At 69.7% G+C, this 11864-nt stretch carries 11 protein-coding genes and 1 pseudogene; 7 read left to right on the forward strand and 5 right to left on the reverse strand.

Annotation, left to right across the window (positions count from 1 at the left end):
• The 3 genes from J7E68_RS01665 to dhaK form a co-directional block, all read right to left on the reverse strand.
• A partial coding sequence (locus tag J7E68_RS01665; protein ID WP_215169264.1) for an HPr family phosphocarrier protein occupies positions 1-1205 on the reverse strand: 1205 nt, incomplete at its 3' end.
• Positions 1205-1846, reverse strand: a complete 642-nt coding sequence (gene dhaL / locus J7E68_RS01670) for a dihydroxyacetone kinase subunit DhaL (protein ID WP_215169282.1) — start codon at positions 1844-1846, stop codon at positions 1205-1207. The genes dhaL and J7E68_RS01665, both read right to left, overlap by 1 nt.
• Entirely contained in the window at positions 1846-2838 is a 993-nt protein-coding gene (gene dhaK / locus J7E68_RS01675) for a dihydroxyacetone kinase subunit DhaK (protein ID WP_215169266.1), read from the reverse strand. The genes dhaL and dhaK overlap by 1 nt, the downstream gene beginning before the upstream one ends.
• A 157-nt stretch (positions 2839-2995) precedes the next feature.
• Between dhaK and J7E68_RS20230 the strand changes: the two genes are divergently transcribed.
• The gene (locus J7E68_RS20230) at positions 2996-3763 is read left to right on the forward strand and encodes an IclR family transcriptional regulator (protein ID WP_215169268.1); all 768 of its coding nucleotides are present in this window, start codon (positions 2996-2998) and stop codon (positions 3761-3763) included.
• 6 nt (positions 3764-3769) lie between these two features.
• Here J7E68_RS20230 and J7E68_RS01685 read toward each other — a convergent pair whose 3' ends face one another.
• On the reverse strand, positions 3770-4381 hold the full coding sequence (locus tag J7E68_RS01685; protein WP_215169270.1) for a TetR/AcrR family transcriptional regulator: 612 nt from the start codon (positions 4379-4381) through the stop codon (positions 3770-3772).
• Between the two features lie 111 nt (positions 4382-4492).
• Between J7E68_RS01685 and J7E68_RS01690 the strand changes: the two genes are divergently transcribed.
• From J7E68_RS01690 to paaK, 6 genes are read left to right on the forward strand one after another with little or no spacing between them, the layout of a single operon-like run.
• Positions 4493-5680, forward strand: a complete 1188-nt coding sequence (locus J7E68_RS01690) for an acetyl-CoA C-acyltransferase (RefSeq protein ID WP_215169272.1) — start codon at positions 4493-4495, stop codon at positions 5678-5680.
• The gene (locus J7E68_RS01695; protein WP_215169274.1) at positions 5677-6408 is read left to right on the forward strand and encodes an enoyl-CoA hydratase/isomerase family protein; all 732 of its coding nucleotides are present in this window, start codon (positions 5677-5679) and stop codon (positions 6406-6408) included. Before J7E68_RS01690 ends, J7E68_RS01695 begins: the two co-directional genes overlap by 4 nt.
• Complete coding sequence (locus tag J7E68_RS01700) at positions 6405-7271, forward strand: 3-hydroxyacyl-CoA dehydrogenase family protein (protein ID WP_215169276.1); 867 nt, start codon at positions 6405-6407, stop codon at positions 7269-7271. The genes J7E68_RS01695 and J7E68_RS01700 overlap by 4 nt, the downstream gene beginning before the upstream one ends.
• Positions 7253-9349 carry a phenylacetic acid degradation bifunctional protein PaaZ gene (gene paaZ / locus J7E68_RS01705; protein ID WP_215169278.1) on the forward strand — a complete coding sequence of 699 codons (2097 nt, stop codon included), beginning with the start codon at positions 7253-7255 and terminating at the stop codon, positions 9347-9349. Before J7E68_RS01700 ends, paaZ begins: the two co-directional genes overlap by 19 nt.
• Positions 9350-9354: 5 nt before the next feature.
• Positions 9355-9738 (forward strand): hydroxyphenylacetyl-CoA thioesterase PaaI, encoded by a 384-nt coding sequence (gene paaI, locus J7E68_RS01710; protein ID WP_251048520.1) that lies wholly within the window; start codon positions 9355-9357, stop codon positions 9736-9738.
• A 44-nt stretch (positions 9739-9782) separates the two neighbouring features.
• On the forward strand, positions 9783-11078 hold the full coding sequence (gene paaK / locus J7E68_RS01715; RefSeq protein WP_251048521.1) for a phenylacetate--CoA ligase PaaK: 1296 nt from the start codon (positions 9783-9785) through the stop codon (positions 11076-11078).
• A 118-nt stretch (positions 11079-11196) separates the two neighbouring features.
• Here the strand turns inward: paaK and J7E68_RS01720 are convergent.
• A pseudogene (locus J7E68_RS01720) lies at positions 11197-11864 on the reverse strand (recombinase RecQ); the annotation flags it as partial.

An 11864-nucleotide genomic window follows, 5' to 3' on the forward strand; every position in this document is an offset into this window, starting at 1 on the left:
GCGACTGCTCTCTCATGCGCCACGGCCGTCTCCCACACGGCGCGGGCGGCGCTGCGCCCCTTCGAGCGCACGAGCGCCGACGCTTCGGCGACGAGCTCGGGGTCGGATGCGAGCAGGCGAGACGCATCGAGGATCGCCCGGGCCTCTGCCGTCGCGCCGGCGGTGCGCGAACGCAGCGGATCGGCCACGGCGACCGCTGCCCACTCGATCGCCGAGACCTCGGCGTCGCGGGCATCGGGTGCGACGGCCACCCGGGGATCAGGCTCCGGCAGGGGCGGGGCGAGGGTGACGACGGGCGCAGCCACACGCCCCGCGCTCACGCCGCGGCCCCGCAGGACTGTGCCGGCGACGACAGGGACCGGTGCCGCTGGACTCGTCTTTTCCGGCCCCGCATCCGTGTGCGTGATCGCGGCGGCTGCGAGCTCGGTGTCTTCAAAGCCTGCGGCTCCCTCGGTGCCCTCCCCGAATCCGTCGGCGAAGAGAGCCGCGAGGCGGTCGAGGACGACGTCGGCATCCGGACCGGTAGCAGACAGCTCGATCGCATCACCCTGCCTCGCGCCGAGTATCAGCAGCTTCGACAGGCTCGCCGCTGCGGCATCGGGTCCGTCGGGCAGCCGTCGCAGTCGCACCGCGGCCCCCGCTGAGGCCTCGGCGATCAGAGCTGCGGGGCGGGCATGGATGCCGAGCGGATTGCGCACGCCGACGACACGCGTGACCGCATCCGACGGCCCCGCCGGATCTCGGGGCACGTCCGCCGCCGAGCCGGACGGTGCGGGCACGCCGTCGTCCGGCTCGGCGAGCTGCCCCGTCTTGGCGGTGAGCGCGGAACCCGCCTCGTGCGCGACCGAGTCGAGCGTGCCACCGGCCGCCGCCGAGACGACAGCGGCGAGGAGCCCCTCCACGAACGGCGCGGGTGCGAGGCGCACGGGAACGTCGCTGGCGCGCAGCTCCAGCGCGAGCTCTGCGCTCAGCACCGCGGATCCGAGGTCCATGAGCACCAGGACCCCGTCGCAGTCGACGGCCAGTTCATCGATCGCGGATGCGACCGCGACCGCATCCGTGCCGAGGATCGGTGAGCCGTCGGCATCCGTCCCCGCGCCCGCAGCCACCAGCACCCGCGCTCTGCCGTGCACCATCTGGAGGGCGAGTTCGAGCGCCGCCTCCCCGAGTCGAGCGCTGTGGGAGACGGCGACGATGCCGATCATCAGGACGATTCCGTCGCGGCCTGGGCGAGGGTCTCGAACAGCAGCGTCGTCGATGCGGCACCGGGGTCGAGGTGGCCCGCGCTGCGCTCACCGAGGTAGCTCGCGCGGCCCTTGCGTGCGACGAGCGGTTCGGTCGCATCGCGGCCCGCCGCAGCAGCCGTGGCCGCCGCAGCCGTCGCCGCACCGAGATCGGCTCCCTCGGCGATCGCCGCGTCGAGTGCGTCGACAGCGGGCGCCATCGCGTCGAACATCGTCTTGTCTCCCGCTTCGGCCTTGCCTCGAGCGACGATGCCGTCGAGGCCTGCTCGCAGCGAGGCGGCGAGGGCCGCAGCGTCGAGCTCGGTCACCGGCCCCGCGGCCATCCCCATGCGCAGGAACAGCGTGCCGTAGAGCGGACCGCTCGCGCCGCCGACCGAGCTCACGAGAGTCATGCCCACGGTCTTGAGCAGCTCGTCCACGGTGTCGGGTACGCCGGTGTCGAGCTTCGCGACGACCGCATCCATCCCTCGCGCCATGTTCGCTCCGTGGTCGGCATCGCCGATCGCCGAGTCGAGCTCGGTCAGCCACTCGCGCTTGTCGGCGATCACGTCACGGAAGCGATGGATCCAGTCGACGAGAGCGGCGGTGTCGACGCTCGCCATCATGCTCCCCACCGCAGACCCGGCGTGTTCACCGGGGCGTCCCACAGACGCAGCAGCTCGTCGTCGGCCTTGAGCACGGTGAGAGAGCAACCCGCCATGTCGAGCGAGGTGATGTAATCGCCGACGAGATTTCGGGCGATCTGCACTCCTGCCTCCTCGAGCAGGCTCGCCACCTCGCCGTACATCAGGTACAGCTCGATCAGCGGCGATCCGCCCATGCCGTTGAGCATCACGATCGCGGGTCCTGAGACATCGAGGTCGGCGAGGATCGGCTCCACGAGCTGACGGGCGATGTCGGAGGCGGGGGCCAGCGGCTCGCGGTGCCGACCGGGCTCGCCGTGGATGCCGACGCCGATCTCCATCTGGTCGTCCGGCAGATCGAATGTCGGCTTGCCCGCCACGGGCACCGTGCAGCTCGTGAGCGCCATGCCCATCGAGCGTCCCTGGCTGTTGATGCGCTTCGCGAGGGCCACGACCGAAGCGAGGTCCTGCCCCTCCTCGGCTGCCGCTCCGACCAGCTTCTCGAGCAGCACGGTGAGGCCGACACCTCGGCGCCCTGCGGTGTAGAGAGAATCCTGCACGGCGACGTCGTCGTCGACGATCACGGTGCCGACCTCGATGCCCTCCATCGAGGCGAGCTCGGCGGCCATCTCGAAGTTCAGCACGTCGCCCGTGTAGTTCTTCACGATGTGCAGCACCCCGGCGCCCCGATCGACGGCTTTGGTGGCCACCTGCACGCGGTCGGGCGTCGGCGAGGTGAAGACCTCGCCCGCGACGGCGGCGTCGAGCATGCCGACCCCCACATAGCCAGCGTGCAGAGGCTCATGGCCGGAGCCGCCACCGGAGACCACCGCGACCTTGCCCTGCGCCTTCGGCGTCGAGCGAGTGATCACGTGATTCTCGAGGTCGACCGACAGCTCGGGATGCGCACGGGCGACGCCTCGCAGCGATTCGACCAGCACATCGGCGGGGTTGTTGATGAGCTTCTTCATCGTTCGATCTCCCTTGATCTCTGCGGTGGCGATCTTTCGCAATATTGGAAAGGTATTCGTCAATGTCGAATATGCTCGGGCGCAGTCGAGTTGTCAAGATCGACCTGACGACCGACGCCAGAGCCCGGTTCGATGACGAACCGAGGGAGGAGCCGCCGTGATCCAGGCGATCGATCGCGCAGCGAAAGTGCTCGAGCTGCTGCAGGGCGCGCGACACCTCGGCATCACCGACCTGGCGCTCGCGCTGAACCTCCCCCCGTCGACGGTGCACGGCATCGTCAAGTCCCTGCGTGAGCACGGGCTGGTGGCCAAGGAGCGCGGCGGCCAGCGCTACATGCTCGGCCCGACACTGCTGCGTCTGAGCAACGTGTACCTCGACACCCTCGACGTCAGGGCGCGGGCGATGAGGTGGACGCAGGAACTCGCTCGCCGCACCAACCTGCCGGTGCGCCTGGGGGCACCGCACTTCCACGAGGTGCTCGTCATCCACCACGATCTGCGCCCCGACGACAGCCAGCAGATGCTCGAGACCGGTGTCGCGATCCCCGCTCACGCCTCAGCGCTGGGCAAGGTGCTGCTCGCCTACGATCTCGGCTTCCAGCGCACGGTCTTCGAGCAGCCGCTGCGCAGTCTCACCGGCGACACGATCACCGACGTCGCCAGACTCACCCTCGATTTCCCCTCGATCGTCGAACGAGGGGGCGCCGCCGAGACCGACGAGGCGGTGCTCGGAGAATCATCCGTCGCCGCTCCGGTCGCCGATGCCCGAGGCGACATCGTCGCTGCGGTGGCCGTCGTGATGCCGACATCGCAGGCCCCCGCCTCAGAGGCGGTGATCAGCGCCCTGCGCGAGACGGCCAGGAACATCTCCCGAGAGATGGGTGCCGCGACGTGGCCGCCCCGAGTCGCACCACCGGACGACTGACACGGCTCAGCGCGACTGCAGTCCGTCCAGGCTCACCCGCAGGATGTCCTCGCCCAGCTCTTCGGGATCGACGGGTCCGCCTGGCCGGTACCACTCGACGACTGAGTTGATCATGCCGAAGATCAGCCTGGTGGCGACCGCGGCATCGACGTCATCGCGGATCAATCCCTCCGCCTGCGCTTCGGTCACGATCGCCGTCACCCGCTGATCGAACGCACGGCGGCGCACGAGTGCCGCCGTCTCGACATCGCCGTTGCCCCGCACCCGCAGCAGCAGAGTGACCGACGGGAGCTTCTCGGTCAGCACCCGCACGGCGCCTCGGATGATCGACCGCAGACGGTCGGAGGCCAGCGCGTGCTCGGTCGTCGCATGATCGACGACGGCCTCGAGAGCATCGAGGGCGTCGCTGAGCGCGAGCTCGAGGATCGCCGACTTGGACTCGAAGTGGTGGTAGAGCGCGGACTTTGTCAGACCGAGCGTGGCGCTCAGGTCGGCGACGCTGGTCGCGTCGTAGCCGTGCTCGTTGAACACCTTCACGGCGACGGCGAGCACCTGCCCGCGGTCGTAACCTGGCCGGCCGCGCTTGGGCGGCGGCACATCGATTCCGGTCCGTGTCATGGGCCAAGTCTGTCATTCCCGACGAGTTGCCATCCGCGCGACGATCTGAGATCGTATTCCTGACCGATCGGTCGGAAATTATCGCCAGCGTGGGTGATCGAGAGGATGACGATGTCCGAGGCCTATCTCGTCGATGGCGTCCGCACCGCCGTCGGCCGCTACGGGGGCGCACTCGCGTCCGTCCGCCCCGACGATCTCGCGGCCCTCGTGGTCGGCGCCACCGCCCGCAGATCCACGGTGCCCGTGGACGAGATCGACGAGGTCATCCTCGGCGCCGCCAACCAGGCGGGCGAAGACAACCGCAACGTGGCCCGGATGTCCGTGCTGCCCGCAGGCCTCCCCGACTCCATCCCCGGCCTGACCGTGAATCGCCTCTGCGCCTCGGGCATGTCGGCCATCGCGCTCGCGGCGAGCGCCATACGCGCAGGAGACGCCGACCTCATCGTCGCCGGCGGCGTCGAGTCGATGACCCGGGCGCCCTGGGTGCAGGCGAAACCCGAGCGCGCGTGGGCCAAGCCCGGGGCCTCGTTCGACACCTCGATCGGCTGGCGCTTCACCAATCCTCGACTGACCGAGCGCGACAAGGCGACGTTCTCGATGCCCGAGACGGCCGAAGAGGTCGCCCGTGTCGACGGGATCACCCGGGAGGATGCCGACGCCTTCGCCCTCCTGAGCCACCGGCGAGCCATCGCGGCGATCGAAGCAGGACGCTTCGCCCCCGAGATCGTCGGGGTCGAGACGGGCCGCGGCATCGTCGACATCGACGAAGGACCGCGGCGCGACACCACCCTCGACGCCCTCGCGAAGCTGCGCGCTGTCGTCGCGGGCGGCGAGGTCGTCACCGCCGGCAACTCCAGCTCACTCAATGACGGGGCCTCCGCGATCGTGGTGGCGAGCGCCGAGGCCGTCGAGCGACACGGACTTCGCCCACGCGCGCGGATCGTCTCATCGGCGACCGCCGCACTCGCGCCCGAGATCATGGGCCTCGGCCCCGTACCCGCCACGCAGAAGGCGCTCGCGAAGGCAGGCCTGCAGATCGGTGATCTCGGCGCCGTCGAGCTCAACGAGGCATTCGCGTCGCAGTCCCTCGCCTGCATCCGGCGCCTCGGCCTCGACCCGTCGATCGTCAACGCCGACGGCGGCGCCATCGCCCTGGGCCACCCGCTCGGCTCGAGCGGGTCGCGCCTGATCGTGACCCTGCTCGGCCGACTCGAGCGCGAGGGGGCTCGCTACGGGCTCGCCACGATGTGCGTCGGCGTCGGCCAGGGAACGGCGATGATCGTGGAGCGTCTGACATGACACTGCACATCGACGAGCAGAACGACCGGGTCGTCGCGACCCTGGATCGGCCCGAGAAGCGCAATGCCATCGACCAGGAGACGATCGACGCGCTGCACGAGCTGTGCGCGATGCTCGAGACATCGCCGCGCACGCTGATCCTTGCGGGGTCCGCCGGCGTCTTCGCGGCAGGTGCCGACATCGCCCAGCTGCGCGACCGCACCGCGGACGACGCCAGGAAGGGCATCAACGCGACCGCATTCATCCGCGTCCATGAGCTCCCCATGCCGGTGATCGCGGCTATCGACGGCTATGCGCTCGGCGGTGGCGCCGAGCTCGCCTACGCGGCGGACATCCGCATCGCGACGCCTTCTCTGCGCATCGGCAACCCCGAGACCGGACTCGGGATCATCGCGGCGGCCGGTGCGACCTGGCGGCTGCCGGAGATCATCGGCGAGGCACGAGCGAGCGAGCTGCTTCTCACCGGACGAGCGCTCGAGGCCGAGGAGGCGTTGAGCTGGGGGCTGGTGTCGTCGCTGCATGCGACCGATGACCTGCTTCCGGCCGCCCATGCGATCGCCGACCGGATCGCAGCGAACGACCCTCTGGCGACGCAGTACACGAAGCGCGCATTGGGAACTCCTCGGACTCAGCATCCGGCGATCGAGTTCGAACTGCAGGCCGAGCTGTTCGAGTCGCCCGAGAAGCACCGCCGGATGACCGCGTTCCTCGAGAGGAAGAGCCGATGAGCAGCGATGACGAAGCGCCCGGCACCGTCGGTGTCCTGGGCGGGGGACGCATGGGAGCCGGCATCGCGCACGCATTCCTGCTCGCAGGCTCGCGCGTCAGCGTCGTCGAGCGCGATGCGGCGAGCGCCGAAGCCGCGCATGACCGCATCCGCGACAGCATCCGACGATCGGTCGACCGCGACGCGTCACTCGATGAGGCCGAGATCGGCGCTCGCCTGATGACCGGCACCGACATCGCCTTCTTCGCCGACAGCGACCTCGTGATAGAGGCCGTGCCCGAGGATCGCGACCTCAAAGAGCAGGCGCTCGCCCGCGCCGAGGCCGCCATGCCCGCCCACGCGACTCTGGCGAGCAACACCTCGTCGATCTCCATCGACGACCTGGCGGTGGCCCGTCTGCGGCCGGAGCGATTCCTCGGTCTGCACTTCTTCAATCCGGTTCCCGCGTCGGCTCTCGTCGAGATCGTGCACGGTGCGGCGACCGACCGGCGCATCACCGAGAGTGCGGGCCGCTGGGTCAGCGCCCTGGGCAAGACGCCGATCGTCGTGCGCGACTCCCCCGGTTTCGCGTCGTCGCGGCTGGGCGTGATGCCCGGCCTCGAGGCGATCAGGATGCCCGACGAGGGTGTCGCATCGGCAGCCGACATCGACGCGGCCATGACGCTGGGATACCGGCATCCGATGGGCCCGCTGCGCACCACCGACGTTGTCGGGCTCGATGTGCGGCTGGGCATCGCCGAAGAGTTGGAACGTACGCTCGGCCAGCGGTTCGCTCCGCCGGATCTGCTGCGGCGCATGGTCGCCGAAGGAAAGCTGGGCCGCAAGAGCGGCGAAGGGTTCTACGCATGGAACGAGGAGAGATAACCGAGTATCTGCCGAGTTACGTCCAGGGCGAGTGGTGGACCCCGTCGTCCCCCGAACGGTCCACCGATGTCCGCGACGCGTCCACGGGCGAGGTCGTCACGCGCGTCTGCACCGACGGCCTCGATCTCGCCGGCGCGCTGGAGCACGCTCGATCCGTGGGTCAGCGAAGCCTCGGCGCCCTCACCTTCCATCAGCGCGCGGTGCTGCTGAAGCAGTTCGCCCTCGCCCTCACCGACCGCAAGGACGAGCTGTACGCGCTCTCCTCCCGCACGGGCGCCACGAAGGCCGACTCGTGGGTCGACATCGACGGCGGCATCGGCGTGCTCTTCTCGTACTCCGGCAAGGGCCGCCGTGAGCTGCCCAACAGCCGCGTGCACGTCGACGGACCGGTCGAGCCCCTCTCGAAGGACGGGTCGTTCCTCGGACGCCACGTCTACACGACGCTGCCCGGCGTCGCCGTGCAGATCAACGCTTTCAACTTCCCCGTGTGGGGGTCGCTCGAGAAGTTCGCGCCGGCGTTCCTCGCCGGCATGCCGACCCTCGTGAAGCCGGCGACACCCACCGGATACGTCGCCGAGGCGATGGTGCGCATCCTCGTCGAGTCGGGTCTGCTTCCCGACGGCTCGCTGCAGCTCGTGAGCGGAAGCGTGCCCGACCTCTTCGAGAACCTGCGGCTCGGCGACATCGTCGGGTTCACCGGCAGCGCCTCGACCGCCGAGAGCCTCAAGGCACACCCCTCGGTGCAGACCGGCGGAGTGCGGTTCACCGCCGAGACCGACTCGATCAACGCCTCGGTGCTCGGCACGGATGCGACCGAGGGCACCCCGGAATTCGACGCCTATGTGCGTCAGCTCGTCACCGAGATGACGAGCAAGGCCGGACAGAAATGCACGGCGATCCGACGAGCCATCGTGCCGGTGGGTTCTGCCGACGCAGTGATCTCCGCAGTGCAGGCCCGCATCGCCGAGAAGACGGTACTGGGCGACCCCCGCGCCGAGGGCGTCACCATGGGCCCCCTCGCCTCGACGGGGCAGCGCGACGAGGTGCTGCGTCAGGTCGGCCGGCTGCAGGCGGCGGGCGGACGGATCGTGGTCGGGACGACGGATCCTCCGGAGGTGCGGCTCGCCGACGGGCGCACGAGCGTCTCGCCCGACGGTGCGTTCGTCGCGCCGATGCTGCTGCGCTTCGACGATCCGCAGACGGACGCTGCGCACTCGGTCGAGGCCTTCGGCCCCGTCTCGTCGCTGCTCACGTACGACACCACCGCCGACGCTGCGGCGCTCGTCGCTCGCGGCGGGGGCTCTCTGGTGACCAGCATCGCGACCCACGACCCTGTGCAGGCGGTGGAACTGGCCACGCGCATCGCGCCGTTCAACGGCCGGATGCTGCTGCTCGACCGCGACGATGCGCGTTCGTCGACCGGCCACGGCTCACCGCTGCCGAACCTCGTGCACGGCGGCCCCGGGCGGGCGGGCGGCGGAGAGGAGCTCGGCGGCATCCGCGCGGTGCTCCATCACATGCAGCGCACCGCGGTGCAGGGCTCGCCCGAGATGCTCACCGCGCTGACCGGTGTGTGGCACGCGGGCGCGGCCGCGCACAGCGACGGCCGGCATCCGTTCCGGAAGTCGCTCGCTGAGCTCCGCATCGGCGACCAGATCGTCTCGGCATCCCGCGAGGTGACGCTCGCCGACATCGAGACGTTCGCGCACTTCACCGGCGACACGTTCTACGCGCACATGAACGAGGCTGCGGCCGCGGCGAACCCGTTCTTCCCCGGACGAGTCGCCCACGGCTATCTGCTGGTCTCGTGGGCCGCCGGTCTCTTCGTCGACCCGGAGCCCGGCCCCGTGCTCGCGAACTACGGCCTCGAGAACCTGCGGTTCATCACTCCGGTCTCACCCGGCGACACCATCCGGGTGGAGCTGACCGCCAAGCAGATCACCCCGCGCGAGACCGACGAGTACGGCGAGGTGCGCTGGGATGCCGTGATCCGCAACCAGAGCGACGAGCTCGTCGCGACGTACGACGTGCTCACGCTGGTGACCAAGCAGCCGACGCCCGAGGTCGTCGCCGCATGAGGCCGATGATGCAGCGCGATGCCGCCTCGGCGATGCTCGGCATGACCGTCGATCTCGATGCGCCCGGCGAGGCCGTCGTATCGATGACGGTGCGCGACGACATGCTGAACGGCTTCTCGATCACGCACGGCGGTCTGGTGTTCACGCTCGCCGACACGGCGTTCGCCATCGCCTGCAACGAAGACGAGCGGGTCACCGTCGCCGGTGGCGCCGACATCACCTTCCTGAAGTCGACGACCGCAGGCCAACGGCTGACGGCCCGAGCGGTGCGCCGGGTCGTCAGCGGTCGCAACGGCATCTACGACGTCACCGTGACCGATGACTCCGGCGACGTCGTCGCCGAGGTTCGCGGCCGCTCACTGACGACGAACCGGTCGCTGGCCGGGTGACCGGACGCATGCTCATGGGCCCGACCGCGACGACGGAGTCGACGATGAACGAAGAACGAGCCGAGATCGGAACAGAGCCTCAGCTGCATTCCCCCGAGGCGCTCGCCCGCCTGCAGCTGCAGCGGTTGCAGTGGACGGTGCGGCACGCCTATGAGAACGTGTCGGTCTACCGCCGCAAGTTCGACGACCACGGCGTGCATCCCGACGACATCCGCACTCTCGACGACGTGCAGAGGCTGCCTTTCACCACCAAGGCAGACCTGCGCGAGAGCTACCCGTTCGGCATGTTCGCGGTGCCCATGCCCGATGTGCGCCGCATCCATGCGTCCTCGGGCACGACGGGGCGTCCGACCGTCGTCGGCTACACCGACGGCGATCTCGACCGGTGGAGCGATCTGATCGCGAGGTCGCTGCACGCGGCCGGAATCCGCGCGGGCATGAAGGTGCACAACGCCTACGGCTACGGACTCTTCACCGGCGGGCTCGGGGCGCACGCCGGCATCGAGCGGCTGGGGGCCACGGTGATTCCGGTGTCGGGAGGGCAGACCGCACGACAGGTGCAGCTGATCACCGACTTCGAGCCTGACGCGATCCTCTGCACCCCCAGCTATCTGCTCACGATCGCGGATGCCATGGAGGCGGCGGGTATCGACCCGACGACGACGTCGCTGCGAGTGGCGGTGCTCGGCGCCGAACCGTGGACGAACGAGATGCGCCGCGAGATCGAGAGGCGTCTGAACATCGATGCCGTCGACATCTACGGCCTCAGCGAGGTCATGGGACCCGGTGTCGCGAGCGAGAGCGTGCTGACCAAAGACGGTCCGCACATCTGGGAGGACCACTTCCTTCCCGAGATCATCGACGGCGACTCCGGCGTCCGCATGCCGGACGGCGAGCTCGGCGAGCTCGTCTTCACGTCGCTCACCAAGGAGGCGTTCCCGGTCATCCGATACCGCACCCGCGATCTGACGCGCCTCCTGCCCGGAACCACCTACCCCGCGCTTCGGCGCATGGAGAAGATCACCGGGCGTAACGACGACATGATCATCCTGCGGGGGGTGAACCTCTTCCCCACGCAGATCGAGGAGCTCGTGATGGGCATCGAGACGCTGACTCCGCACTTCGTGCTCGAACTGCACCATGTCGGGCAGCTCGACACCATGACCGTGCGCATCGAGCGGCATCCGTCGCTGAGTGCCGAGGAGTGCGATGCCGCGGCCGCGGTGCTGCACCATCGCATCAAGATGCACATCGGCACCAGCGTCGACGTCAAGGTCGAGGAACCCGGCACGCTGCCCCGCAGCGAGGGCAAATACAAGCGCGTCTACGACCTGCGCTGAGGTCGATATCGCCTCTGCGAACGCGAAGCCGTCACGTTGTGAGCCGACAGACGATCGAGCGGCTTCGGGATATCGCGGCCGCCTGCGAGGCGGTGGCGCGAAATGAGAGACGTCAGCCTCAGCCGCGCAGCGCGAGGACGAACGGCAGCACGTCCGTCGCACCGGCCTGACGGAGCGTGCGCGAGGCTACGGTGAGCGTCCAGCGACTGTCGGCGAGGTCGTCGACGAGGAGCACCGGCCCCTCGGGGACATCGAGCCCCTGCGCGCTGAACCTGTCCCACAGACCGGCGAGACGGAACACGCTGTTGCCGCCGGACTGCCCCGTCGGTCCGCCGTTCACGAGGTCGAGCGCACCGAGGTACGGAAGCCGGCCGATCTCGGAGATCCCCCGGGCGAGGGAGTCGACGAGCAGCGGATGCGACCGCGACGGCATGGCGATGACGGCGACCGGGCGCTCCGCCCAGCCCCAGCCCGCGAGCACCCGCACGCAGCCGGCCAGCACCTGGGGAGTCACCGCGGCATCGGACGCGCCGGCGGCGAAGAGCTCGCGCAGAGTGCCGCCCCAGCCGAGGTCGGTCAACCGGGCGAGGGCCCGGCCCTCGCCCGCCTGCTCCCCCGCGGGGATGCGTCCCTTGACCGGAACGTCGAGCTTGTCGGCCCCGGTCGGCCATGCCCGGCGCGGCTCGACGGGAACACCCACCCGGTCGAGCGACTCCGCAGCCTGCGTGGTCGCGGCCTCGCCGATCTCGCTCGGGAACCACACACCTGCACAGTTGTCGCATCTGC

Origin of the sequence: Microbacterium sp. ISL-103 (assembly GCF_018613995.1) — a bacterium.
Taxonomy (GTDB): Bacteria; Actinomycetota; Actinomycetes; order Actinomycetales; family Microbacteriaceae; genus Microbacterium.

Bases quoted from the DNA above. Each gene is read 5' to 3' on its own strand.
- dhaL (WP_215169282.1), bottom strand. From the start codon at position 1,846: ATGGCGAGCGTCGACACCGCCGCTCTCGTCGACTGGATCCATCGCTTC.
- dhaK (WP_215169266.1), bottom strand. From the start codon at position 2,838: ATGAAGAAGCTCATCAACAACCCCGCCGATGTGCTGGTCGAATCGCTG.
- J7E68_RS01685 (WP_215169270.1), bottom strand. From the start codon at position 4,381: ATGACACGGACCGGAATCGATGTGCCGCCGCCCAAGCGCGGCCGGCCA.
- J7E68_RS01690 (WP_215169272.1), top strand. From the start codon at position 4,493: ATGTCCGAGGCCTATCTCGTCGATGGCGTCCGCACCGCCGTCGGCCGC.
- J7E68_RS01695 (WP_215169274.1), top strand. From the start codon at position 5,677: ATGACACTGCACATCGACGAGCAGAACGACCGGGTCGTCGCGACCCTG.
- J7E68_RS01700 (WP_215169276.1), top strand. From the start codon at position 6,405: ATGAGCAGCGATGACGAAGCGCCCGGCACCGTCGGTGTCCTGGGCGGG.
- paaZ (WP_215169278.1), top strand. From the start codon at position 7,253: ATGGAACGAGGAGAGATAACCGAGTATCTGCCGAGTTACGTCCAGGGC.
- paaI (WP_251048520.1), top strand. From the start codon at position 9,355: ATGATGCAGCGCGATGCCGCCTCGGCGATGCTCGGCATGACCGTCGAT.
- paaK (WP_251048521.1), top strand. From the start codon at position 9,783: ATGAACGAAGAACGAGCCGAGATCGGAACAGAGCCTCAGCTGCATTCC.